Origin of the sequence: Antrihabitans cavernicola (genome assembly GCF_008297975.1) — a bacterium.
In the GTDB taxonomy this organism is placed as follows: domain Bacteria; phylum Actinomycetota; class Actinomycetes; order Mycobacteriales; family Mycobacteriaceae; genus Antrihabitans; species Antrihabitans cavernicola.
Genome location: NZ_VLNY01000005.1, coordinates 166,247 through 188,669, shown reverse-complemented (window position 1 = coordinate 188,669; position 22,423 = coordinate 166,247). Strand labels below are relative to the sequence as shown.

Here is a 22,423-nt window from a genome sequence, read left to right as displayed (position 1 = left end):
CCGACGGGCGGAGCGCGAAGCGAGGTGCACGTTTCAATCTTTGGGAACCATGCTGTCAATGGACTGACACTGCGTCAGAGCGATCAACGAGGTGCGCTACGTAGCTCAGGACAGCGAGCATTTCGAGTGCCTCGCCGGAGTTTGGTTCGGGCCATCCGGGGTGAGAAACAAGGTTGCGGACAGCCATGAAAGCGCCGCGTACCATCGCACCCGCGCCTTCATGGGCCGATTTCCACGTTTTCGACGCTGGCGCAACGCCGCGGATCCGAAGCCTCGGGGATCCTTTCACCGGGTCGCTCGTCGCAAAGAGGCCAGCGAGACCTTCGCCGGATACACCGGGGCCCGCGATGCCCTGCAGCAGACCTTCGAGGGCGGTAGCGGCTGTTTGAACTGCCGCCCGGAGATGACCGTCATCCCACAGCCTGGCGGCTGTGCCCCAGATCGTTGGGTGCAATTCGGATGCCGCAAGTCGAGGACCGGCCGGTCCGACAATCTCGGCCAACTCTTCACGCTGAGCCAAGATTGCGATGGCTTCGATGATCGCAACGCGAGCCTGGGTAAACGGGTGCCCCCCATACTGGCCCTCTTCATGTTCGACAACCCTTGCCGCTATTTCCTTTTCGCCCATTGCCACGACTACGTCATGGGCGAGTTTTGTGCGCGTCCGAACTTCATCGATGCGTTCCCGTACTTGTGAATCGAGACCGGGCTGCTCCTGATACGTGGCCCGATTGCCCCAGCGCCGGTCGTAGATATCACCCCACGTGTCGATGAGTTCGCGAACTCCGATGAGGGTTTCGTGGGCCAACTCATCATTCATAGACGTGACCGTTCTGTCTCGCACTTTTGCGCGATGAGGTAGCTGTGTGGTGTCGATTCGAAGCCGTCGTTGTCGGGCTGGCGCAGTAGGCTCGAGTAAATGCGGAACCCTGCCTCGATCAGTTGATCTTCAACTTGGCGTGGTTGTCGTCGGATGAAGGTCAGGTTCACTTCCTGACCGAATGCGTTGGTGAGTACTCGGGGTTCATTGCCGACTTGGAACGCCAACAGCAGAAGGCCGTTCGGCGCTAACACCCGGTAGAACTCGCTCAACGCACCGGCGAGATGTTCGTCGGGCACGTGGATGATCGAGTACCACGCGCAGACGCCTCCGGCGCTGCCGTCCGCGGCGTCGAGGTCTGTCATTGATCCGACGGTGAACTGCAGGCCAGGATTGATTCGCTCGGCCTCCCCGATCATGTTAGGGGACAGATCGATCCCGGTAACTGTCACGCCACAGGTCGCGAGCAATGCAGTGGTCGCGCCGGTCCCGCAGCCAACATCTAGGACGTGGGTGTTGCGACCCTGGCGGATCAGACCCGCGAAGCCGGTGATCATGGCTAGGTCGATCGGCTTGTCGTCGAGATGGTCATGGAACCGCTCGGCATAAGCGACAGCTGTACGGTCATAGCCCTCACGCGTCAGGGTCATGAAATCGTGCTCAGTCACCATTTGTGTCCTCTCTGGGTCAATTGTGGCTGTCCCTGTTCGTCGGCGTTGGCGGTTCGGCGCTGGGCACCCAAAGGCCTCATATCGCCTCCACTGCATAGCAAACCACCGCGTCGGGCCACTAGCCGCTGTGAATGGTGCGTCCCATCACTACGCGGTGTCATCGCTTCGTCCTGCGGCGGACGACGCGAATGTCCAGACTTGAGCGAGTTCGGTTTGCGGTTCTGCGAAGTTGACTCAGGGTCATCGGGGCATCGGGAATAGGCTTGAATCGGAACCGAGTACGTGCCGGTCCTGGAGGCCGAAACGAGAGGGGGGACGTATGGTCGATTCGCGGCAGATGCACCGCCGCGCCGGCGCGATGGCGGCTGAGCTGATCGCTGGGGTCGGGCCTGAACAGTTCGGCAACCAGACGCCCTGCACAGAGTGGAATGTGCGCACGTTGATAAACCACATGACCGGTGGCAACCTCCGGTTCGTGGGGATGTTGACCGGTGGATCTGGCCCAGAGCGCGCCGCAGACGTACTCGGCGATTCGCCGTTGGCTTCGTTTCGGGATTCGTTCGACGCACTCTGCGAGGCTTTCGACCTTCCTGGTGTGCTCGACGGCATTTACCGGACTCCGTTGGGTGAGCGGCCCGGAGCTGTGTTGGTCACAATGCGGACGAGCGAGATGACGATCCACGCATGGGACATCGCAGCCGCCACCGGCCAGCCCCGCGACCTCGATCCCAAATTGGTCGCCTACGTGGACAAGATGATTCGGCCAAGGCGGGCACCTCGGGTCACCGGTAGCCCGTTCGGTGCCGAACAACCCGCCCCCGCGACCGCGACCGCGGCCGACAGGCTGGCCGCCCTGACCGGCCGCGCCGTCCCGCCGCCACATATCTGACGACGAACTCTCCGGTGTCGAAGCCACGCTCCGACCCGCGTGAAGACGGTGATTCTGATCGCGAAAGACAGATTGGTTCAGCGCCAATCCTGGTACGCCTTCGGAGGACAAAGTCCGCAATCACATGATGTGACGTCAACTACTACTGAAGGAGTTCCATGTCACGAATCGCACCCGTTTCTGCGCCGTATTCAGATGCGCTTCAGCAGCGTTTCGCTCGCGTCGTTCCTGAAGGCCTGAGGCCTCCCCGGATTTATCGCATCGTCGCACGCAATGAATCGCTGTTCCTGGATCTGGTCGACAGTGGGCACCTGGGGCTTACCGGTCTGTTCGACCGCGAAATACTGCCACCACGGCTGCGCGAGCTGATCATCCTGCGCACCTGCGTCGCCGCTGGCAACGACTACGAATGGCACTTACACGTCGACCCGGGCTTATCGACCCACATGGGCCTCAGTGCTGAGGAAACAGCCGACACACGCACAGACACACCCGATCCGGGCCTGTGGACGTCGGCCGAATACGTCGCCATCGAACTTGCCGACGCATTGGTGCACCGTATCGACGTGGACGACGTTCTCTATGCCCGGCTGCGCGAGCATTACGACGAACCAACATTGATCGAGATGACCCAGCTGATCGGCTGGTACACCATCGTCGCGATGCAGGTGGCGCTCGCCGCACTACACCCGAAACCGTGACGCCGCCTCGCTCGACCCATACTTCATCGGCAGCGGTTGAAGACCCTCCGGCCCATCGGTGACGATCTCAGGATTCGAGGCACGATCTCACCTGGTGTCGGGCGCCCGAGACTCAGACGACGAGCTGCGTTTCAAGTACACCGCCTCACAGGTGGGGTCAACTCAGTAGACACTGAGCTACCTCCGACCAGCAGCCAGCTAAGACGTATCACTGCAACACTCACGAAGAGGCGAGAGATCCCGCGGCTTCGCACCCGAGCAACTGTCGGAGTTGCTGCTCTCGCGTGCGGCTGTGCGAATCGTATGCATGCGCGGCACAGTGCATCTGCTGACCGGTGCCGATGCAATGGTGCTTCGCCCGCTGACGCAGCCCGTCATGCGACGCGACCTGTCGACCAACGCCGAGCATGCGGAAGCGTTGCGCGGCATAGATTTCGATGCGCTGGCCGCAGAGGGGCGCAGGCTGATCGAAGAGCGGCCGTCGAGTATGGCGCAATTGCGGCCGTTACTCGCGCAGACGTGGCCCGATCGAACACCGGCGGCCCTGGCGCACGGCGTCCGAGACCTGCTGCCGTTGGTGCAGGTGCCGCCACGGGGAGTCTGGGGGAAGTCGGGTCAGCCGATTCTCACCACGCTGGATCACTGGCTGGGACAGGCGATTCCGGCCGATCCTGCCCCTGATGCCATGGTGCTGCGCTATCTGGCGGCGTACGGTCCGGCGAGCGTGCTGGACGTACAGGCGTGGTCCGGCCTCACGAGGCTCGGTGAGGTTCTCGACCGCCTGCGACCGCAGCTCGAGGTCTTCGAGTCGGAGTCGGGTACCGAACTGTTCGACCTGCCCGATGCGCCCCGTCCCAATGTGGAAACCACTGCGCCCGTGCGGATCCTGGCACCGTTCGACAGCATGCTGCTGGCCTATGCCGATCGCAGCAGGTTCATGACGGCAGAACATAAGTCGCTGTTGTTCACGGTCAACGGGATCATCAAACCGGCAGTGCTGGTCGACGGCCTGACCGCCGGTGTCTGCGTGCTCGGGAACGGCAAGTCGGGCGCGGTATTGGATGTCGAGCTGTTCGGGAAGATCACCAAGCGCGCGACTACCGCTGTCGAGCGAGAAGGGCTGCAGCTCTTGCGCTTTGCGCATCCGAAGGCTGCCGCATTCGACGTGCGGGTGCACCGGTAGCGATGGCTGAAAGTGTGGCTTTCCTCCCGGTATCCGGGAGGAAAGCCACATTATCGGCTCAGTCCGGTGCCCGCTCCGTCAATTGCGTGACAATGTCGTCGTTCCAGGTGTGTTCGCGGACAAGGCGATAGCGTTCGCACGCCATCCACATGTAGGCCTCGGCATCGGTGTGGTCGCGCAGAATGTCGGCGCCGCGCAGCATGCGAACGACCGGCAGAAACTCCTCGCCGAACCAGCGTCGGGCCACGGAAGGTCTGTCGACGAACTCGCCGAGTTCTTGCATCAACCGAAAGCCCCACGCTTCGACGCACTCGCTCAGTTCGGCGTATGCCCACGCGTCTGTCAGTTGAACCGCCTCGCGTTGCGAGCCGGTAAGCGGGACGCGGCTGAGGAAGATGCGCCGGTGGTCCTTGGTGATCAGATCGCCTCGCCGCGCGATTCCGTCGGGTGAGATACGGGTGACGATTTCGGTGACGAATGCGTCGATCGTAGTGCGGTGCATGGCAAATGCGATCGACGTACGGTGATGTCCGTCGATCACGAAGTGCATGCTGCCGATGCGATATACCTGAATCGGCGGTACCGATTCGCCGCGTCGTTGCGCCACGGCGAGCCGTTGCCAGCGTTCTCGGACGCGCGCGGAAGTGGGACGGAAGTACCGGTCGAAGTCGCGTGTGCGGTCGACGCTGCCTACGATCGAATCGACGCGAATCACCTGCAGACCCAGTTGGCGTTCACCGAGTTTGCCTACTGCGGGCACCACCTCGTCGAACGGCAGGATGGTATTCACGTCGTCGGGCTGGCGCCGCAACCATCCGACGAGACGCGACAATTCGGCTCGGCGTCGTAGTCGAGAGAAATCGTTTTCGGCGTCCGCTGCCGGGAAACCCGTGTCACGCGCCATGTTGTCGCCTCGCAATCGTCGGTGTCGAAGCGCCGGGAGTGACGTCCATGAGTGTGTAGCCGACGGTGTTCAAGATTCTGGTGCCGCTCAGGTACAGATCGGGACCGGGGAAGCCGTGCGGATGAATGTGCCCGTGTACCAACACTTGTGGCCGCAGCGTCGTGGTCAGCTCACGCAGACAGCTGAATCCGCGGTGCGCCGGATCCTCGGTATCTCCGATATTGCGTGGAGGACTGTGGGTGAGGAGTACGTCGATGCCGTTGCGGACCCGACGCAGCAACCCTGTGGCGGAGCGTGCGACGGAGCGGGCGCGGCGCCGTTGTTGCCTTTCGGTCCACTGGTTGGGTCCCGGCCGATAACGAATGGAGCCCCCGAGTCCGGCGATACGTAGTCCTGCAGCGGTGACTACTCGACCGTCGGCATTGACGGCGCCGTCCGGCCCGGGCCAGTTCGCGGGCAGTCCGGCCCGCATCCAGCCGGCCTTACCGGTGGAGTAGCCCGACAGATCAGGATCATGGTTGCCGGGGACGAACACGCACGGCGCGTCGAACATGTCGGTCAGCCGGGAGAGGTAATCGAAGGGTAGGTCGCCCGCGCCGAGAATCAGGTCGACACCGAAATTGGGGCGACCACACCACAGCGACTCGACAGGCTCATCGGAGACGGTGAGCACGCGAACCATGTCTGCCTCCTGTCTCGATCGATGGTATCCGAGGCGTTTGCAATACTGCGGTCATGCCGAATTACCGTCGATTCGTCGCAATGGGAGACAGCCAGACAGAGGGACTGTGGGACGGCGACGACAAATCCGGGCTGCGCGGCTGGGCAGATCGATTCGCCGATCTCCTGGTGAACGACTCGCCGGACCTGCTCTACGCCAACCTTGCCGTCCGCGGACGCCGCATCGCCGAAGTGCGCGACGAACAATTGGAAATCGCCCTGGCGATGCAACCTGACCTGGTCGGTATCTGCATCGGCATGAACGACGTCACGCGCATCGGGTCCGATCTGGAAGACGCGCTCGACCTGATGGAGGACTGCTATGCCCGGCTGACGGCGACCGGCGCAACGGTGATGACCACGATCTTTCCCGACGTGCGTCGCATCGTTCCGATTGCCAAGTCGCTGGGTCCGCGGGTGGACCAGGTGAACGAGCGAATCAGGGAGTGTGGGCAGAAATACGGCCTGCGACTTGTCGATTTGTACGATGCACCGGTGATGACCGATCTGCGGATGTGGAGCCCGGACCGAGTGCATGGATCGTCGCTGGGCCACGAGCGATTCGCTCTCGCCGCAGCGGAGGCCGCCGGACTGCCAGGCTTCGACCACACCTGGGCGCAGGAGCTCGACGATCGACCGGCCGAATCGAGAGCAGGCGGATCCGCACCGAGATCGAGTGGGTGGGCGCCTTCGTCGGCCCATGGATCTGGCGGCGCCTGTGGGGCAAGTCGACGGGGGATGGCCGAACAGCGAGACGGCCCGAACTGACACCGGTACGGACGACTGTTCAGCGGAGACGCTGAGGCCTGAGACGCTGAGGCTCGCGACGTTCGGCGGCTGACTTCGAGGCGTCGAGCAGCACGGACACTATGACCGGTACGGCGATGCCTACACCGGTTCCGCCGATGATGTCCGTCACGTGGTGATAGCCGAGCCCGATCATCCCGATCGCCGCGCAGATCAGCAGCACCGTTCCGACTGCCGCCACGACGGCCTCGTGGATTGCCGATCGCATCAGCAGAGCGATGGCCGTCTCCGCCGCAACGAGACTCACCGTGTGCCCGCTCGGATACGCCAGATAGCCATCCAGATGTCGATCGAACAGCGGCTTGAACACCAAACTGTTGAGGGCGACGGCAAGCAGCGGACCCGCGATCACGGCGATCACATCGACGCGTCGAAGGCGAGTGGCCGCGTAGATCGCGGCGACGATCAGCGCAGGAACGACGACAAGCGGTGTACTCGGCTCGGCGAGCACGGACAGCGTCGTGTGGTGGTTGCCTAGAATCGATGCAATCCGGTCGGCAACCCAACTATCGAAGGTGTTCGCTCCACCGCCACTCGGAAAGGTGAGGGGAAGGGCAATCGTCACCGCCACACCGACGATCGCAATCGCGATATAACGCCGTCTCATCGGAAGCCGTGCAGCACTGCGTCGGAGGGGCCGCGGAATCCGGCGGGAATCTCGGCTTGATGCCAATGCGGGTAGATCAGCGGTTGCGAACTCACCTCATCGAGATCGTCGAGCTCGGCCTGAGAGAGCTCGACGTCGGCTGCTTCCAGCGTCTGCCGGAGCTGTTCGGTAGTGCGCGCACCGACGATCAGCGTGCTGACGGCGGGTCGAGTCAACAGGTAGGCGAGAGCGACCTGCGCGGGCGGAATCTGCCGAACTTCTGCGATCCGAACGATGACGTCGATCGTGTCGTACAGGCGCTTCTCGTCGCGTACCGGCGGTTCCGTCCAGCCTGCCAAGTGCCGCCCCTCTTCCGGACTGCTGTCTCGCCGGTACTTTCCGGTCAGCAGTCCGCCCGCCAGTGGACTCCACACCATCACGCCCAACCCTTGATCCACCGACAGTGGTAGGAGTTCGTATTCCGCATCGCGACTTTCGAGCGAGTAGTAGATCTGATTGCTCACAAACCGTTGGTAGCCATGAAGATCCGAGACCGCCAGTGCCTTCATCAGTTGCCAGCCGGCGTAGTTGGACACCCCTAGATATCGCACCTTTCCTTCGCGGACAAGCGAATCGAGCGCATGCAGAGTTTCGTCCAACGGGACCTGGCCGTCCCATTCGTGCACGTGATAGATGTCGATGTGGTCGGTGCGCAATCGACGCAAGCTGTCTTCGACTGCGCGCAGGATGTGGAATCGCGACAGTCCAGCATCGTTGACGCCGTCGCCGACCGGGAACCGCACCTTGGTCGAGAGCACCACCGAGTCACGGCGACCCTTCAGTGCCTGTCCGACGACCTCCTCGGATCGCCCCTCCGCGTAGGCGTTCGAGGTATCGATGACGTTCACGCCGGCATCGAGGCACATGTCGATCTGTTGCCGTGCTTCGGCGAAATCGACGGCTCCCCAGCCGCCGGATTCGGTACTGCCGAATGTCGCTGTTCCCAACGAGAGGGTCGATACCCGCAATCCGGATCGTCCGAGCAGTCGGTAGTCCATGCCTCATGCTTACCGCAAGGCCGCAACCTCAGTGTCGCCCAGCTTCATCATCAGTGAGTCCCCGGCTTCTTGCAGCAGGTCGTCGGCGAGGTAGGCGTCCTTGCCGCGGTCGAAGATCACTTGCGCGCGGTCGAGCCAGTCTCGAACGTGGAGCAACTCCTTGGCAGTCTTTCGGTTCATCCGAGCAATACCGCCTCACCACGGATGTCGTCGTCGAGTTTCGGTTTCAAGCCGCCGTAGGTAACAAGGTCGACCGACCTTTCGAGGATGATTTCGAACAGTTCGCGCAACGCGAGAAGGGTTCCTATCGTGGTTCCGGCCGGAGGTTCTACGAGCAGATCGATGTCGGAATCGGCACGAGCTTGCCCACGCGCTACGGAACCGAAGACTGCGAGCCGAGTGAACCCGCGCTCCGCTGCCAGGCGATCGAGGATGGGTGCCGCAGCTTCGACGAGAACTTCGGGGTGCACCGTTCTCAGATCCGGCGCCGCCTTCAACTGTTGACTGACAGCCGGTTGGCTTATGCCGAGAGCGTCTGCGATGTCGCGCTGGGTCCTGCCCGTCGAGACCATGGCGCGCAGCGCGACGGCGCGTCGAAGCCTCGCGGCATCCTCAGCCTGTCGTGCGCCGAGGTATTCAGCAATCAGCGTCATAAGGACACCTTATCATCCGACCGAATGCCGGGGCCGAAGCCCGAATGCGAAGATGAACTCGTGAGCGAAGATGTTGTCTCAGCAGTCCGCGCACATCTGATCGCGCAGATCGGTGGGTCCGAACCGTCGTCGGCCTCGGTCACCTTCCTCGGCCTGGAGCCGCTCGACGTCCTGCTTTTTCGCGACGATCCGGTGCGATACGTGACGCTCGGCTGCTCGCGGCACCCGATGGGCGATCCGGGCGACATGGTCGCCGACCCCAATCGGGGTCCGCGCGCGGAACTCGTCCTGACCCTCGACGGCGGAACCGGGATTGCGTCAGGCGTTCATCGCAGCCTCGCCGTCCTGGCCGCTGCGCCCGCAGTGGAGGGCGTGGTGCTGGTGGCCGACGCCCTGCTCGACCTGGGGGAGCCGCTGTGGAAGGACGCGCCCTTCACTGCAGTCCTGCTCGGGCACAGCGGCATTCCGGATCTGGTGGTACCCGAACCCGCGGACCCCGTCCAGTTCCTGGAAGTTGTTCCCGTCACGGGCACCGAAGCGGCGTGGGTTCGACTACGCGGCGCGCCGGCGCTGCGCGAAGCGTGGGCTGAGGCAGGCATCGACATCCGCGATCCGAATCGCACTGTCCTCCATGCCCTTTAGAGCCAGTGATTGCGCCGGAACGTAATGAAGAGGCCGATGCATACCGTTGCCATCACCGCCACAACCAGGCCGTAACCGTAGGTCCAGTGCAGCTCGGGCATGTGATCGAAGTTCATGCCGTAGATCCCGGCCACCATGGTCGGAACGGCCGCGATGGCTACCCATGCCGAAATCTTGCGCATGTCCAGGTTCTGCTGCATTGCCACCTTCGCCAATGCGGCGTCGATCAGCGAACTCAACGACTCGTCGAAATCGTTTATTCGATCGGCCACTTGGGTGTGGTGGTCTTCGACGTCACGCAGATAGCGCCGCACCTCTTTCGGGATCACATCCGTGGGCTCTTTGGTGAGTGTCGCCAGCGGGCTCGCCAACGGGTTGACCGATCGTCGCATCTCCACCACCTCGCGTTTGAGCTGGTAGATCGGCTCGATGCCCATGTGGCTGCCTGGTGTGAATACCTCTTCCTCCATCGCCTCGACATCTCGTTCGAGTAGTTGGGCGACCTCGAGGTAGGAGTCGACGACGTGGTCGGCGATCGCGTGCAGCACCGCAGACGGGCCGAGCGCCAGACGTGACGGAATCGATTCGAGGGAATGTCGGACTTCGGCCAGTTGGGTGTGATCGCCGTGTCGAACGGTGACGACGAAGTCCGGCCCGACGAACACCATGATCTCGCCGGTTTCGACGATCTCGCTGACCGTGTCCATATCGTGCTCGACGTAGTTGACGGTCCGGAGAACCAGGATCAGCAGGTCGTCGTAGCGTTCCAGTTTGGGTCGCTGGTGGGCTTGGACGGCATCTTCGACGGCGAGTTCGTGAATACCGAATGTCTGCGCGACCGTCGCCATCTGACCCTCGTCGGGTTCGTGGAGACCGACCCAGACAAAGCCGGCGTTGCGCCTGCGCACCTCCTCCAGTGCGGCTGAGTGCGTGTACTTACCGGGCAATCGATGGCCATCGACATACACGGCACAGTCGACGATCGCACGGGATGCAGGTACCGGAATCCGGGGGCGCTGTGGCCTTCGGTTGGGCCCGCGCAACGACGGCAGCGGCGGCAGAGTTGGCACGCGAGGAATGCTACGCGCGCAACGTGATCCCACCGGCCAACCCCGATCGGCTCCTGAGAGACTGGACAGGTGCGCATCGACCTGCATAGCCACTCCACCGCGTCGGACGGCACCGATACCCCGGCGGAGCTCGTACACGCCGCCGTTGCAGCAGGTCTGGACGTGCTGGCGATCACCGATCACGACACCACGTCCGGCTGGTCGGAGGCGGTCGCTGCACTACAGGCAACCGACTCCGAACTACGACTTGTGCGCGGGATGGAAATGTCGTGCGTGGGCGACGGTGCGGACGGCAAGCCGGTAGCGGTGCATCTGTTGGCCTACCTGTTCGATCCGGACAACCAGGCGTTCGCCCGCGAACGTGAGCGCTTGCGGGCGGAGCGGGTGACCCGGCTCCGGGCGATGACGGAGAAGATGGCGGCCGACGGAGTCCCCGTCGACCCGGATGCGGTGATGGCCGACGTGGGCGACACCGCGGGCCGTCCTCATCTCGCGCGCGCTCTCGTGGCCGCCGGTGTCGTCGGCAGTGTCGACCAGGCCTTCACCGACTTGCTGCGCACCGGGGGGCGCTACTACGTCGACAAGGTCGACACCCCGCTCGACGACGCTATCGACATGATCGGCGCGGCAGGTGGGGTCAGCGTGATCGCGCATGCTCGCGCCCGGTCACGCGGCAGGCTGCTCTCGCTCGACCACATCCGATCGGCCGCGACGCACGGACTCGGCGGGCTGGAGGTACGCCATCCGGACCACAGCGCGGAGGACACCGAATTGCTGGGCGACCTTGCGGTCGAGTTGGGCCTCGTCGTCACCGGATCGTCGGACTATCACGGCACCAACAAGGTGGTTCAGCTCGGCGACTTCGGTACCGCGCCCGATCAGCTCGAGGCCATCGTCGACAGGGCGTCCGGTGTGCCGGTGATGTCGGCTCGAGACGTTCGATGATCTTCGACGTCACGCTCTACCTCACGGTCTTCATCACTCTCTTCGTCATCATGGCGCCGCCGGCAGCGATCCCGATCTTTCTGAGTCTGGTCGGCCGCAAGAGCAAGGAAGCGCGTAACAAGGCGGCCTGGCAGGCGCCTGCGGTATCACTGGCCGTCATCACCGTTTTCGCCATCGGCGGCCAGGCGATTCTCAACTATCTGCGCATCGGGATTCCTTCGCTGCAGGGCTCCGGTGGACTCCTGCTGCTCCTCATCGCGCTGGATCTGCTGCGCGGCAACGACACCGACGGGCCGAAGGGGGCTGAGGACGTCAACGTCGCGCTGGTCCCACTCGGTACCCCGCTGATGGCAGGGCCTGGCGCCATCGCGGCGGTGATCGTCTACGTGAGCCAAGCGCACGGCTCGGCCTCGTCGTATCTCGCGGTCGGGGCGGCGATCCTGAGCATTCACGTAGTCTTTTTTCTGGTGCTGAGGTTCTCCACCGTGTTGATCCGAGTGCTTGGACAAGGTGGGATCACACTCCTTACCCGTATTTCGGGCTTGCTGCTCGCCGCGATCGCGGTGCAGTTGATAGCGGAGTCGATCCGCGGATTCATCGAGGTGTCGTAGTTGTTGGTCAGGCTCTTTCGTGGTCTCAGCGGTCTGCTGACGGGCGGTGTCATCGTGTTGACGCTGGTGGTCATCGGCGCCGCTGTGGTTGGCCACGAACGGAACTTTCCCGGCCCAGGCGCGGAGTCGATCGGCTGGCACGTCGCCTCTGCTGTCGTCGTGCTGATCGTGCAGCGGGTTGCCGATCGGCGCGGCGGCTTCGTGTCGTTCGCAGCGTCGACTCTGGTGATCGTGGTGACCGGATTGCTGCTGTGGAGTCAGTGGTGGGGCTGACCGCCTCACCGTCACCGGATCGCGTTGCGGAGATCGTTCTTACTTTCGGGTAATCGGCACCGCCTAGCCTCGCCGTGATGAGACTGCGGGGGGGGGGGGTATCCGATTGCAGGGTGTGGCAGGCCGATGGCAGACTTGTGGCGTCCCTGCGCCGGTGGCCACCGCCCTGTGCAGGAGTGCACGCGGGAGTTATCGCCGCCGAACTCACCCGTTCGGCTCGTTCACGCCGCGGCATCCTTAGTCCGGACATCGTGCAGCGATCCGCCTACCGATACCAGCGGAAACAGCGCCTATCCGATCCGAATCTCGATCTACCCATCGGTAACCGGCCCCGAGTGCGTGGGCCCGAAGCAGGAGTGCCATCGTGTCAGCTGTGAGTGAAGCGTCTTCGAGTCCCCAAAGCAACCTGTCCGAGATCACCGACGAAGAGATCTTCGCTGGTCACATGGGTGGAAAGCTCTCCGTTGAGCTTGCCGCTCCGCTCGAGACGCAGCGCGATCTGTCGATCGCGTACACCCCGGGCGTTGCTCAGGTGAGCCGCGCAATCGCGACAGACGAGACGCTTGCGAAGCGCTACACATGGACCGATCGACTGGTGGTCGTCGTCAGTGACGGCTCGGCCGTTCTCGGTCTCGGTGACATCGGCCCGCGTGCATCCCTGCCCGTCATGGAGGGCAAAGCCGCGCTGTTCAAGAAGTTCGCAGGCCTGAACTCGATTCCGATCGTTCTCGACACCAAGGACAGCGACGAGATCGTCGAAACCCTGATTCGGCTGCGGCCCAGTTTCGGTGCCGTGAACCTCGAAGACATTTCGGCACCGCGCTGCTTCGAGATCGAGCGACGCGTGATCGAGGCGCTCGACTGCCCGGTGATGCACGACGATCAGCACGGCACGGCCATCGTGGTTCTCGCTGCCCTCACCGGCGCGGCGAAGGTGCAGGGACGCGATATCGCGGGCCTCAAGGTGGTCATCTCCGGTGCCGGCGCCGCCGGGGTCGCCTGCGCGAACATCTTGCTCGCCTCGGGCATCAGCGACGTCATCGTCCTCGATTCCAAGGGCATCTGCTGCCACACCCGTACCGACCTCAACGAGGTGAAGAGCGAGCTGGCCGTGCGAACCAATCCCCGCGACCTCAGCGGTGGGGCAGCGGAAGCGCTTGTCGGTGCCGACGTCTTCATCGGTGTCTCGGCAGGCAAGATTCCCGAAGAGCTGATCGCGTCGATGGCGGATCGGTCGATCGTCTTCGCGCTATCCAACCCGGATCCCGAGATCCATCCCGAGGACGCGCAGAAGTACGCGGAAATCGTCGCCACCGGGCGCAGCGATTTCCCGAACCAGATCAACAACGTGCTGGCCTTCCCCGGTGTGTTCAAGGGCGCTCTGGATGCAGGTGCTCGGCGAATCACCGAGGGCATGAAGATCGCTGCCGCCAACGCCATCTGCGACGTGCTCGGTGACGAGCTGGCCGCGGACAAGATCGTGCCGAGCCCACTCGATCCCCGCGTCGCTACTGCGGTCGCCGAAGCCGTCGGCGCTGCGGCGAAGGCCGAAGGCGTCACGCACGACTGAAATCCTTCGAAGAAAGGTCCCCGCTCCGAATCGGAGCCGGGGACCTTTCTCGTCGATTCGGCTATACCTTGGCTGCCTTCTGACGGGCGGCAATCGCCGTGATCACATCCGGGGGAGTACGCCGCAACCTGCCGCTGCCCGGCGTTGCTGCCCACACGGCAAGAGCGAGCAGGCCGTCGATCACGAGTGCCAGCACGGCGACGAGTATCGAGCCGACCAGCACGCGGTCGTACTTGTAGAGCGCCAGCCCGTCGAAGATGTAGCGGCCGAGCCCGCCGAGGTTGACATACGCCGCTACCGCGGCCGTCGCGATCACCTGCAGCGTCGCGTTGCGCAAGCCACTGAGAATGAGCGGCAACGCATTCGGCACTTCGACGCGGAACAGGACTTGGCTTTCCGTCATGCCCATCGAGCGCGCTGCATCGACCACGTTGGGTTGCACGTTCGCGATTCCGGCATAGGTTCCGGCCAGCAGCGGTGGAATGCCCAGCAGCACAAGGGCGATCACCGGCGCCTTGAGTCCCAGCCCGATCAGCAGCACGAGGAACGTGAGGATGCCCAGCGTCGGAAGCGAGCGCATCGCGTTGACCAAGCCGACCAGCACCGCCTCGCCCTTGCGGAGGTGGCCGATCAGCAAACCGAGCGGGACCGCGATCACAGCTGCAACAGCGATTGCCAGAAAGCTATACCAGAGGTGCTCGAGAATTCGAGCGCCGATACCGCTCGCGCCACTCCAGTTCGCCGAATCGAAGATGTAGGAGAAGGCGCTACCGAACAGGCTCATCCGACCGCTCCTGCCGTCTTGGCGACTGCCGGTTTGGCGGTGCGTTTACTCGGCTTTGCGGCGCCCGCTCGTGTCCATGGCGTGAGCGCGCGTCCGAGGAAGTAGAGCAAGCCGTCGAAGACCAATGCCAACACCACGATCGAAATGATGCCCGCAAGAATCTGGTCCTGGTAGTCGCGCTGGTAGCCCTGCGTGAACAGCTGGCCGAGCCCGCCGATGCCGATGAGCGAACCAACCGATACCAGCGAGATATTGGTGACGGCGACTACGCGGACGCTGGCGATCAGCACCGGAATGGCAAGGGGCAGTTCGACGGTCACAACGCGACGCAACGACGTGAAACCCATCGCCTTGGCCGCGTCGATCACCGCGGGCGACACCGAATCGAGTGCTTCCGGAACAGCCCGGATCAGCAGGGCGGTGGAGTAGACGCTCAACGCGATCACCACGTTGAGCGGGTTGAGAATCTTGAGCCCGACGATGCCGGGGATGGTCACGAAGAACGCGAGCGACGGAATCGTGTACACCAGGCTGGCCACCGTCAGCGTGGTTTTGCGCACCCACGGGACATCCTGGATGAGCGTGCCGACCGGAATCGAAATCAGCAGTCCCACAAGCAATGGCACCAGTGCCAGATATAGGTGAGTCTTGGCGAGGTCGAGGACGGTCGAGAAATTGTTGATCAGGTACTTCATTGCTGATTCGCATTCTCACCGGCGAAGAAGCCCTCGTTGCGTGCGCGATCTTCGTCTTTCCGCTGCTTCGCCAGTTGCTCGATCACCTCGGTGGCGTCGATCCCGCCGGTGACGGCACCGTGCGCGTCGACGGCGACGCCGATGCCGGACGGTGACGAGATGGCGGAGTCGAGCGCCTGCCGCAGATCGTTTCCTGCGGTGAACAGTGACCCACCGGCCGACGTGCTGTCGCCGACACTGCGACCGGCTCGGATAGCTTCGACACCGGTGACGTCGATCCAACCGCGAGGTGTGCCCGCGTCGCTGACCACCAGAACCCACTCGCCCTGACCGAGCCGCAGTTCCGGCAGTTGCGCCTCGGTGGCGGTCCGGATCTCGTGCAGTGCAACGGCTCCCGACCCGCGAAACGACAGCCCGCGGTAACCGCGGTCGCGTCCGACGAAGTCCGACACGAAATCGGTTGCCGGGGCCGCGAGAATTCGCTGAGGCGCGTCGTATTGCTCGAGCTTGCCGCCACGGCTGAACACAGCGACATGATCGCCGAGCTTGACGGCCTCGTCGATGTCGTGGGTGACGAAGATGATGGTCTTCTTCAATTCGCCCTGGAGGCGCTGCATCTCGTTCTGCAGGTCTTCGCGCACCACCGGATCGACGGCGCTGAATGGCTCGTCCATCAACAGGATCGGCGGGTCGGCCGCGAGCGCACGAGCCACACCGACGCGCTGCTGCTGACCGCCCGAGAGCTGTGCCGGATAGCGGGTGGCCATCGAGAGATCGAGGCCGACGCGTTCGAGTACCTCCAGCGCGGCCTTGCGCGCTTCCCTCCGTGACGTTCCCTGTAGCACGGGCACGGTGGCGACGTTGTCGACCACGGAGCGGTGGGGGAGCAGCCCCGCGCTCTGAATGACGTAGCCGATGCCCAAGCGAAGTTTCACCGGATCGACAGTGGAGATGTCTTTCCCGTCGAGGGTGATCGTGCCGGAGGTGGGCGTGATCATGCGATTGATCATCCGCATCGACGTGGTCTTACCGCAGCCGGACGGGCCGACGAACACCGTGAACGATCCCGATTCGATGTGCAGGTCGAGATTGTCGACGGCGATGGTGCCGTCGGGATACTGCTTGGTGACGCTGCTGAACTCGATCACGTGCAGTCCTTATCCGAGTGGTTTGTCGAGACCTTGCTTGGTGATCCACGCTTTCGCCGCGTCCTTCGGCTCCGTTTTCGCGTCGCCGGACACCTCCTCGTTGAGTGCGAAGAGTTCCGGGGTCGTCAGCTTGGCCGACAACGAGTTGAGGACCTTGACCAATTTCTGCGTCTTCTTGTCCACTCGGATCACCGGCACCACGTTCTGCGCGGGGAAGTTGTTCTTGGGATCTTCGAGCACGACGAAGTTGCGCGCCTTGATCGCCGGTGTTGTTGTGAAGATGTCAGCTGCCGTCACCTGTCCCGAAGCCAATGCTTCGATGGTTGCCGGTCCACCGCCGTCGGCGATCGGGACGAAGTTGCCCGGCGACACGTCGAGGCCGTAGTTCTTCTTCAACCCGGGTAGCCCTACCGCACGTTCCTGAAACTCCGCGGGTGCACCGAATTTCACGTCGGACGAGTGCGGCGCGAGGTCGGCAATGGTCTTCAACTGCCAGCGATCGGCCGTCTCCTTGGTCACCACCACAGCGTCTTTGTCTTCTGCCGGTGCGGGTTTCGCGATACCGAGATCGGTGCCGAGCGCGGCGTTCAGATCGGTGTCGACGTCATCCGGTGCGGTGGAAGTGGCCTCTTTGTCCAGATACTGCAGCAGGTTGCCCGTGTAGTCGGGTGTGACGTCGATCGATCCGTCTCGTAGTGCCGGGATGTAGGCCTCACGCGTACCGATGTTGAATTTCTCGCTGACGTCGAAACCATTGGCGCGCAGCACTTCGGAGTAGAGGTTTGCGACTATTTCCGATTCCGGGAAGTTGGCGGAGCCGACGATGATCGAGTTGGGATCGCCGTTGCCGCCACCACCGCCCGAGCTGAGCGGGTCACCGCCGCAGGCTGCCGTGGCTGCGACCGACAATGTCAGTGCCGCGGTGGCTACCCACCGGAGGGGAGAGGTGCGCATCATGGCCTGCCGTAAGGTCCCGGGTTAGCGTGGTGAGTCAGTCTAGCGACCGGCCCCGACACTGTCCCCGGTAAAAGAACAGAAAGAGTCACGTTGGCGATTTGGCGTCCGAGTCTGCGTAGCGCAGCCGTTTTGGCGTTGGCGGCCTGCACCCTTGCGTTGTCGGCCTGCGCTGTCGACGATGCCGAAGGGAATCCGAACCTGCAGAAGGGGCAAGTGGTCGTGGGTTCCGGGACGTCGATCGACAGTGAGCTGATCGCGGACATCTACGCCGGTTCGCTTCGCCGGGCGGGCGCGCACGTGCCGCCGGTCGTGCGCGCGGGGGATCGTACACAAGCGCTCGCCGCGCTCGATTCGGGGCGTATCACGTTGGTGCCGGAGACCACCGGCGGATTGTTGAAGTACTTGGAACCTGCTGCGAAGCAGACGGATTCGGACGATGTGTTCGTCGCCGTGAACAAGGCGCTGCCGGAAGGGCTTTCGGTGTCGGATTACTCCATGGCCGAAGTCGGTGCGACCGACGGCGCGCCTGCCCAGAACGTTGTTCCGCTTTTTCGCAAGGGTTCGTTGACCGACGATCAGGTAAAGAAGCTCAATGTCGTTGCGGGAGAACTAACTACCGCGGACCTCACCGATCTCACCGGTAAGGTCCGCGATGGCGGGCAGTCAGCCGACGTCGCCGGCGGGTGGCTCGACGAGCGCGGGATCTAGCGCCCCGTGCAGGAACGTTCCGAGTTCGACGACAGCATCCGCAGCCTCACGCAGCAGTGATGCCTGCAGCTGCGCGACGTGCCACAGGTTCGGGTAATCCGTGCGGGTAGCGTCCACACCGGCCGATCGCAGGTTGTCGACGAAATCGACGACCTGGTCGTAGAGCAGTTCGCGGGTGCCGATCTGCACGAGGGTGGGCGGCAATCCCTCGAGATTGCCCCGCGCCGGTGCATATCCGGGGTCGTGTGGATCGGCGGTTCCCAGGTACGCAGCAGCGCATGCCTTCGACCACGCCGTATTGATGACGAGGTCGCGCTTGCGCTTCGACACGTAGTTCGGATCGACCCACGGCGCGATCAAGGCGAGCGCTGCCGGGGTGACACCGTGCTGGTCGATCAGCCTGCGTGCCGTTGCTACCGCCAAACCGCCGCCCGCCGAATCTCCGCCGATGGCAACTTGTTTCGACCGAAGACCACGGGTGCGCAGCAATTCCAGATATGCATCGACCGCGTCGTCCACCGCGGCCGGGAACGGGGCCTCGGGCGCCAGACGATAATCCAGCAGGTACACGGTGGCGCCCGCGTCGCGAGCGAGATGTCCGGCAATCGATCGATGCGTGGTGAGCGAACCGGTGGTGTAGCCCCCGCCGTGCAGGTAGAGCAGCACCACCGAGTCGATCGACTTCGTGGACGTGACACGTTCCGCAGGTCGACCGGCCAGGGTGAGCTTCTCGGTCACCGTGCCTGCGGGTATCGGTTGGACCACTCGCGCCGTGACATCGAGCGCTCGACGCTGTACCGCAAAGGGCAACCGGCGGTTGAGGACAGTGCGGTACAGCGCGTGCGTGATCGGTACGGCCAGCCGACGATCGACGTGAAGCGGCACGCTCTACGCCTTGTCGAATTGGGGCAGAACGCGATTGACGACTGTCGCGACCACGCGCTGATAGCGTGGACCGATCAGGCGGACCATTGCGTCGAGCATGATGGCGTCGAGGCCGATGAGGACTCTGGCTCTGCTCTTGGCTACGCCGTCGACAATGACCTTGGCTGCTTCTTCGGGAGTGGTCCGCGCCAGCTTCGTGTCGAAGAATTCGGCGAACGATGCCTGGTCGCCGCTCGCATCGACTGTCGCGTTGCGCGCGATCGCGGTTTTGATGCCGCCGGGGTGCACACAGGTGACCTTGACCGGGTGCTTCGCGATGAGCATCTCCTGGCGTAGCGCCTCGGTGAATCCGCGAACGGCGAACTTGGCCGAGTTGTAAGCACTTTGGCCGGGAATCGACAGCAACCCGAACAGGCTGGACACGTTGATCAGGTGCCCGTCACCGGAGGCGATGAGGTGCGGAAGAAATGCTTTGGTGCCGTTGACGACGCCCCAGAAATCGACGTCCATGATGCGTTCGAAGTCCTTGATCTCGGACTTCTCGAAATCACCGTGATACGCGATGCCTGCGTTGTTGTAGAGCTGGTTCACCTTGCCGAAGTGAGCAACCACCGCGGTGGCGTAGAGCTCGAACGCTTCGCGTTCCGACACATCGAGCCGGTCGGACTTCACTTCGGCGCCAAGCGCTTCCGCTTGTGCGACGGTCTCGGCGAGACCGGCGGTGTCCACATCGGACAGCGCAAGCTTGGCGCCGCGGCGAGCAAGGTTCAAGGCCAACGCGCGGCCGATGCCGGACCCTGCTCCGGTGATGACTGCTACCTGACCGGAAAATTCACTCACTGGACTGCCACCTTCGTGCGGTTGGATGTTGTCGTCGTGCCTGGCTTGTTCGACTCCGTGGTGTAGGCGTCGACATCGAACTTGCGCGTGAGCCTACGGAACTCGAATGTGAAGCCTGGCCACAGCGTGGTGTTGTTGCCGTGCGCGTCGAGATACCAACTGGCGCAACCACCGTTCATCCATACGCTGCTCGCGAGGTCTTTCTGCAGTTGCGCGTTGTAGGTGTCGAGTGAATCCTTGCGCACCTCGACCGTCCGCAGATCCTTCTTGTCGATGGTCGCGATGGCATCGGCAACGTAGTTGATCTGCGACTCGATCATGAAGACCATCGACGTGTGGCCGAGACCCGTGTTCGGTCCGACGAGGAAGAACATGTTCGGAAAGTTGGTCACCGATGCACCCTTGTAGGCCTGCATGCCGGACTCGGACCACGTCTCGTTGAGGGTGCGTCCGTCCTTGCCGAAGATGCCGTCGAAGGTGGGCGAGTCGGTGACGTGGAAACCGGTGGCCACGATGATGGCGTCGACCTCGCGCTCGGTGCCGTCGGTCGTGACGATCGAGTTCTGCCTGACCTCGGTGATGCCGTCGGTGACCACGTCGACGTTGTCCCGGCTCAACGCCGGGTAGTAGTTGTTCGAGATCAGCATGCGCTTGCAGCCGATCTGGAAGTTCGGGGTGACCTTTTCGCGCAACTCGGGATCGCGGACCTCGTACTGCAGTTTTGCTCTGGCGATCAGTTCGAGCGGCTTCATGAAGACCGGTGCCTTGGCGAGGCCGATCACCTGGACCTCGCGGGCGGCGTAGATGCCGGCACGTGAGAGCTGCTGAAAACCGGGTAGGTACTTGAAGGCCAGCTTCTCCACACCCAGGTACGGACGATCGGAGCGGGGGAGCAGCCACGGTGCGGTGCGCTGGTAGACGTCCATGTGCGCGACCTTTGGGGCGATCGCGGGAACGATCTGGATTGCCGACGCACCGGTGCCGATGACGGCGACCCGCTTACCGGTCAGATCGGTTTCATGATCCCAGCGAGCAGAGTGGAAGATTTCGCCTTCGAACTTTTCGATGCCGTCGATGGCGGGAAGCGACGGCTCGCAGAGCGCACCTACGGCCGACACGATGATCTTGGCGGTGAAGTTGCCCTTCGACGTCTGGATCTCCCAGCGTGCGTCGGTCTCGTTCCAACGCGCCTCTTCGACGTCGCAGCCGAAGATGTGCTTGTCCAGCACGTCGTACTTCTCGGCGACCTTGCTGATGTATTTCTGAATCTCCGGCTGGGTGGAGAACGATCGCGTCCACTCCGGATTCAGGGCAAAAGAGTACGAGTACAGGTGCGAGGGGACGTCGCAGGCGGCACCTGGGTAGGTGTTGTCGCGCCACGTTCCGCCGACAGTCTGTCCGCGCTCGAGGACGAGGAAGTCGTCCTTACCGTCCTGGGTCAGCCGAATGGCTGCGCCCAGACCAGCGAATCCGCTGCCGATGATGACGGTGTCGACGTGTCGCGCTGCGGTGCGCGACGTTTTCGTGTTATCTGTGACCTTACGACTCATGTAAGAGACTGTAGAGGCTTACTGAGCGATGGTCAATAGCTATTGACTCCTATTCAGTATGGTGGTGTCGTGGACATTGTGAAGCGCATTCGACTGAACCCGCTGGAGCGGCGTGACCAGCTGATCGAGCTGGGTATGACTATGTTGTCGCTTCGTGGACTGGAGCAGATCTCTGTCGAGGACATCGCGAAGAAGGCCGGAATTTCCCGCGGACTGCTCTTTCACTACTTTGCGTCCAAACGAGACTTCCATCTGGCGATCGTGCAGCATGCGAGCGACGAGCTGCTCGAGCGCACCGCTCCGGATCCCAGCCTCACCGAGCCTGCCGAGATTTTGCGGGACGCCATGCGCCGCTACCTCGAGTACGTCGAAGACAATCGCGAGTCGTACATCTCCTTCATGCGCGGGCCCGCGAGCACCGATCCCGAGATGCGCGCGATCTTCGACAGCAACAGAGCCGAAATCGCTCGGCGCACGATCGCGCATCTGCCCATACCGCCGCACGTCAGCGCCGCACGGACCGATCTTGCGGTCCGCGGCTGGATCGCGTTCATCGAAGAAGCGACGGTCAGCTGGCTGAAGGATCCGCAGATCACCAGGGACGAGCTGATCGACATGAACGTTCAGGCGCTGCCGACGCTGACCCTCAGTCCCGGTTTGGCAGCTGCACTTCTCGACTGAACTTCCGATTTGGCGCGTCCACTGTGCATGCGAGCTGCAAGTTTCTCGCTCGGATGCACAATCGATGCGCGT

Annotated in this window: 27 protein-coding genes; 11 read left to right on the top strand and 16 right to left on the bottom strand. The window is 63.1% G+C overall.

What is annotated here, in order from left to right:
* Positions 1–55 precede the first annotated feature (55 nt).
* Together FOY51_RS12750 and FOY51_RS12745 are read right to left on the bottom strand one after the other, a co-directional pair.
* The gene (locus tag FOY51_RS12750; RefSeq protein ID WP_149430614.1) at positions 56–820 is read right to left on the bottom strand and encodes a TIGR02391 family protein; all 765 of its coding nucleotides are present in this window, start codon (positions 818–820) and stop codon (positions 56–58) included.
* Positions 817–1,488, bottom strand: a complete 672-nt coding sequence (locus FOY51_RS12745) for a class I SAM-dependent methyltransferase (protein ID WP_149430613.1) — start codon at positions 1,486–1,488, stop codon at positions 817–819. Before FOY51_RS12745 ends, FOY51_RS12750 begins: the two co-directional genes overlap by 4 nt.
* Before the next feature lie 322 nt (positions 1,489–1,810).
* On the opposite strand from FOY51_RS12745, the gene FOY51_RS12740 reads away from it, so the two are divergent.
* The 3 genes from FOY51_RS12740 to FOY51_RS12730 all read left to right on the top strand — a co-directional run bounded on the left by FOY51_RS12740 (position 1,811) and on the right by FOY51_RS12730 (position 4,264).
* Positions 1,811–2,380, top strand: coding sequence for a TIGR03086 family metal-binding protein (locus tag FOY51_RS12740; RefSeq protein ID WP_149430612.1), 570 nt, complete (start codon positions 1,811–1,813; stop codon positions 2,378–2,380).
* A 158-nt stretch (positions 2,381–2,538) separates the two neighbouring features.
* Complete coding sequence (locus tag FOY51_RS12735; RefSeq protein WP_149430611.1) at positions 2,539–3,081, top strand: carboxymuconolactone decarboxylase family protein; 543 nt, start codon at positions 2,539–2,541, stop codon at positions 3,079–3,081.
* Positions 3,082–3,292: 211 nt separating this feature from the next.
* A complete protein-coding gene (locus tag FOY51_RS12730; protein ID WP_149430610.1) occupies positions 3,293–4,264 on the top strand; it encodes a winged helix DNA-binding domain-containing protein in 972 nt (323 codons plus the stop codon).
* A gap of 58 nt (positions 4,265–4,322) precedes the next feature.
* Here the strand turns inward: FOY51_RS12730 and FOY51_RS12725 are convergent, their stop codons facing one another.
* A complete protein-coding gene (locus FOY51_RS12725) occupies positions 4,323–5,168 on the bottom strand; it encodes a chromosome partitioning protein ParB (protein ID WP_149430609.1) in 846 nt (281 codons plus the stop codon).
* The gene (locus FOY51_RS12720; RefSeq protein WP_149430608.1) at positions 5,158–5,850 is read right to left on the bottom strand and encodes a metallophosphoesterase family protein; all 693 of its coding nucleotides are present in this window, start codon (positions 5,848–5,850) and stop codon (positions 5,158–5,160) included. Before FOY51_RS12720 ends, FOY51_RS12725 begins: the two co-directional genes overlap by 11 nt.
* Positions 5,851–5,903: 53 nt before the next feature.
* On the opposite strand from FOY51_RS12720, the gene FOY51_RS12715 reads away from it, so the two are divergent.
* Positions 5,904–6,656, top strand: a complete 753-nt coding sequence (locus tag FOY51_RS12715) for an SGNH/GDSL hydrolase family protein (RefSeq protein WP_353961368.1) — start codon at positions 5,904–5,906, stop codon at positions 6,654–6,656.
* Positions 6,657–6,675: 19 nt separating this feature from the next.
* On the opposite strand, the gene FOY51_RS12710 is transcribed toward FOY51_RS12715, so the two are convergent.
* Genes FOY51_RS12710 through FOY51_RS12700 form a run of 4 tightly spaced genes read right to left on the bottom strand, consistent with a single transcriptional unit; the run spans position 6,676 to position 8,992 of the window.
* On the bottom strand, positions 6,676–7,302 hold the full coding sequence (locus FOY51_RS12710; protein ID WP_149430607.1) for a phosphatase PAP2 family protein: 627 nt from the start codon (positions 7,300–7,302) through the stop codon (positions 6,676–6,678).
* Positions 7,299–8,339, bottom strand: coding sequence for an aldo/keto reductase (locus tag FOY51_RS12705; protein ID WP_149430606.1), 1,041 nt, complete (start codon positions 8,337–8,339; stop codon positions 7,299–7,301). The genes FOY51_RS12710 and FOY51_RS12705 overlap by 4 nt, the downstream gene beginning before the upstream one ends.
* A 9-nt stretch (positions 8,340–8,348) precedes the next feature.
* Positions 8,349–8,519 (bottom strand): hypothetical protein, encoded by a 171-nt coding sequence (locus FOY51_RS27185; protein ID WP_187776298.1) that lies wholly within the window; start codon positions 8,517–8,519, stop codon positions 8,349–8,351.
* Positions 8,516–8,992 carry a nucleotidyltransferase domain-containing protein gene (locus FOY51_RS12700; RefSeq protein ID WP_149430605.1) on the bottom strand — a complete coding sequence of 159 codons (477 nt, stop codon included), beginning with the start codon at positions 8,990–8,992 and terminating at the stop codon, positions 8,516–8,518. Before FOY51_RS12700 ends, FOY51_RS27185 begins: the two co-directional genes overlap by 4 nt.
* 60 nt (positions 8,993–9,052) lie before the next feature.
* On the opposite strand from FOY51_RS12700, the gene FOY51_RS12695 reads away from it, so the two are divergent.
* Entirely contained in the window at positions 9,053–9,634 is a 582-nt protein-coding gene (locus FOY51_RS12695) for a suppressor of fused domain protein (protein ID WP_235916291.1), read from the top strand.
* On the opposite strand, the gene corA is transcribed toward FOY51_RS12695, so the two are convergent.
* Complete coding sequence (gene corA / locus FOY51_RS12690; protein WP_371830445.1) at positions 9,631–10,695, bottom strand: magnesium/cobalt transporter CorA; 1,065 nt, start codon at positions 10,693–10,695, stop codon at positions 9,631–9,633. The genes FOY51_RS12695 and corA overlap by 4 nt on opposite strands.
* A gap of 78 nt (positions 10,696–10,773) precedes the next feature.
* Here corA and FOY51_RS12685 point away from each other — a divergent pair, with 78 nt between their 5' ends.
* The 4 genes from FOY51_RS12685 to FOY51_RS12670 all read left to right on the top strand — a co-directional run bounded on the left by FOY51_RS12685 (position 10,774) and on the right by FOY51_RS12670 (position 14,103).
* Positions 10,774–11,649: a PHP domain-containing protein gene (locus FOY51_RS12685; protein WP_149430602.1), complete on the top strand. Its 876-nt coding sequence runs from the start codon at positions 10,774–10,776 to the stop codon at positions 11,647–11,649.
* Positions 11,646–12,260 (top strand): MarC family protein, encoded by a 615-nt coding sequence (locus FOY51_RS12680; protein ID WP_149430601.1) that lies wholly within the window; start codon positions 11,646–11,648, stop codon positions 12,258–12,260. Before FOY51_RS12685 ends, FOY51_RS12680 begins: the two co-directional genes overlap by 4 nt.
* Complete coding sequence (locus FOY51_RS12675) at positions 12,261–12,533, top strand: hypothetical protein (protein WP_149430600.1); 273 nt, start codon at positions 12,261–12,263, stop codon at positions 12,531–12,533. It abuts the gene before it with no gap.
* A 364-nt stretch (positions 12,534–12,897) separates the two neighbouring features.
* The gene (locus tag FOY51_RS12670; protein WP_187776296.1) at positions 12,898–14,103 is read left to right on the top strand and encodes an NAD(P)-dependent malic enzyme; all 1,206 of its coding nucleotides are present in this window, start codon (positions 12,898–12,900) and stop codon (positions 14,101–14,103) included.
* A 61-nt stretch (positions 14,104–14,164) separates the two neighbouring features.
* Here FOY51_RS12670 and FOY51_RS12665 read toward each other — a convergent pair whose 3' ends face one another.
* From FOY51_RS12665 to FOY51_RS12650, 4 genes are read right to left on the bottom strand one after another with little or no spacing between them, the layout of a single operon-like run.
* On the bottom strand, positions 14,165–14,887 hold the full coding sequence (locus FOY51_RS12665; protein WP_149430599.1) for an ABC transporter permease: 723 nt from the start codon (positions 14,885–14,887) through the stop codon (positions 14,165–14,167).
* On the bottom strand, positions 14,884–15,582 hold the full coding sequence (locus tag FOY51_RS12660) for an ABC transporter permease (RefSeq protein WP_149430598.1): 699 nt from the start codon (positions 15,580–15,582) through the stop codon (positions 14,884–14,886). Before FOY51_RS12660 ends, FOY51_RS12665 begins: the two co-directional genes overlap by 4 nt.
* Positions 15,579–16,730: an ABC transporter ATP-binding protein gene (locus FOY51_RS12655; RefSeq protein ID WP_149430597.1), complete on the bottom strand. Its 1,152-nt coding sequence runs from the start codon at positions 16,728–16,730 to the stop codon at positions 15,579–15,581. Before FOY51_RS12655 ends, FOY51_RS12660 begins: the two co-directional genes overlap by 4 nt.
* 9 nt (positions 16,731–16,739) lie before the next feature.
* A complete protein-coding gene (locus FOY51_RS12650; RefSeq protein WP_149430596.1) occupies positions 16,740–17,684 on the bottom strand; it encodes an ABC transporter substrate-binding protein in 945 nt (314 codons plus the stop codon).
* A gap of 93 nt (positions 17,685–17,777) precedes the next feature.
* On the opposite strand from FOY51_RS12650, the gene FOY51_RS12645 reads away from it, so the two are divergent.
* Positions 17,778–18,395 carry a type 2 periplasmic-binding domain-containing protein gene (locus tag FOY51_RS12645; RefSeq protein WP_149430595.1) on the top strand — a complete coding sequence of 206 codons (618 nt, stop codon included), beginning with the start codon at positions 17,778–17,780 and terminating at the stop codon, positions 18,393–18,395.
* Here FOY51_RS12645 and FOY51_RS12640 read toward each other — a convergent pair.
* From FOY51_RS12640 to FOY51_RS12630, 3 genes are read right to left on the bottom strand one after another with little or no spacing between them, the layout of a single operon-like run.
* Positions 18,351–19,280 (bottom strand): alpha/beta hydrolase, encoded by a 930-nt coding sequence (locus FOY51_RS12640; protein WP_149430594.1) that lies wholly within the window; start codon positions 19,278–19,280, stop codon positions 18,351–18,353. The two genes, FOY51_RS12645 and FOY51_RS12640, sit on opposite strands and share 45 nt — an antisense overlap.
* 3 nt (positions 19,281–19,283) lie before the next feature.
* Positions 19,284–20,120: an SDR family NAD(P)-dependent oxidoreductase gene (locus FOY51_RS12635; protein ID WP_149430593.1), complete on the bottom strand. Its 837-nt coding sequence runs from the start codon at positions 20,118–20,120 to the stop codon at positions 19,284–19,286.
* Positions 20,117–21,670, bottom strand: coding sequence for a flavin-containing monooxygenase (locus tag FOY51_RS12630; RefSeq protein WP_149430592.1), 1,554 nt, complete (start codon positions 21,668–21,670; stop codon positions 20,117–20,119). Before FOY51_RS12630 ends, FOY51_RS12635 begins: the two co-directional genes overlap by 4 nt.
* A 69-nt stretch (positions 21,671–21,739) precedes the next feature.
* Between FOY51_RS12630 and FOY51_RS12625 the strand changes: the two genes are divergently transcribed.
* Positions 21,740–22,351, top strand: a complete 612-nt coding sequence (locus FOY51_RS12625; RefSeq protein WP_149430591.1) for a TetR/AcrR family transcriptional regulator — start codon at positions 21,740–21,742, stop codon at positions 22,349–22,351.
* The last annotated feature ends 72 nt before the right edge of the window (positions 22,352–22,423 follow it).

What these genes read in the sequence shown, in the direction of transcription:
- FOY51_RS12750 (WP_149430614.1), bottom strand. Translation starts at nt 820, where the DNA reads ATGAATGATGAGTTGGCCCACGAAACCCTCATCGGAGTTCGCGAACTC.
- FOY51_RS12740 (WP_149430612.1), top strand. Translation starts at nt 1,811, where the DNA reads ATGGTCGATTCGCGGCAGATGCACCGCCGCGCCGGCGCGATGGCGGCT.
- FOY51_RS12735 (WP_149430611.1), top strand. Translation starts at nt 2,539, where the DNA reads ATGTCACGAATCGCACCCGTTTCTGCGCCGTATTCAGATGCGCTTCAG.
- FOY51_RS12725 (WP_149430609.1), bottom strand. Translation starts at nt 5,168, where the DNA reads ATGGCGCGTGACACGGGTTTCCCGGCAGCGGACGCCGAAAACGATTTC.
- FOY51_RS12720 (WP_149430608.1), bottom strand. Translation starts at nt 5,850, where the DNA reads ATGGTTCGCGTGCTCACCGTCTCCGATGAGCCTGTCGAGTCGCTGTGG.
- FOY51_RS12715 (WP_353961368.1), top strand. Translation starts at nt 5,904, where the DNA reads ATGCCGAATTACCGTCGATTCGTCGCAATGGGAGACAGCCAGACAGAG.
- FOY51_RS12710 (WP_149430607.1), bottom strand. Translation starts at nt 7,302, where the DNA reads ATGAGACGGCGTTATATCGCGATTGCGATCGTCGGTGTGGCGGTGACG.
- FOY51_RS12705 (WP_149430606.1), bottom strand. Translation starts at nt 8,339, where the DNA reads ATGGACTACCGACTGCTCGGACGATCCGGATTGCGGGTATCGACCCTC.
- FOY51_RS27185 (WP_187776298.1), bottom strand. Translation starts at nt 8,519, where the DNA reads ATGAACCGAAAGACTGCCAAGGAGTTGCTCCACGTTCGAGACTGGCTC.
- FOY51_RS12700 (WP_149430605.1), bottom strand. Translation starts at nt 8,992, where the DNA reads ATGACGCTGATTGCTGAATACCTCGGCGCACGACAGGCTGAGGATGCC.
- FOY51_RS12680 (WP_149430601.1), top strand. Translation starts at nt 11,646, where the DNA reads ATGATCTTCGACGTCACGCTCTACCTCACGGTCTTCATCACTCTCTTC.
- FOY51_RS12665 (WP_149430599.1), bottom strand. Translation starts at nt 14,887, where the DNA reads ATGAGCCTGTTCGGTAGCGCCTTCTCCTACATCTTCGATTCGGCGAAC.
- FOY51_RS12660 (WP_149430598.1), bottom strand. Translation starts at nt 15,582, where the DNA reads ATGAAGTACCTGATCAACAATTTCTCGACCGTCCTCGACCTCGCCAAG.
- FOY51_RS12650 (WP_149430596.1), bottom strand. Translation starts at nt 17,684, where the DNA reads ATGCGCACCTCTCCCCTCCGGTGGGTAGCCACCGCGGCACTGACATTG.
- FOY51_RS12630 (WP_149430592.1), bottom strand. Translation starts at nt 21,670, where the DNA reads ATGAGTCGTAAGGTCACAGATAACACGAAAACGTCGCGCACCGCAGCG.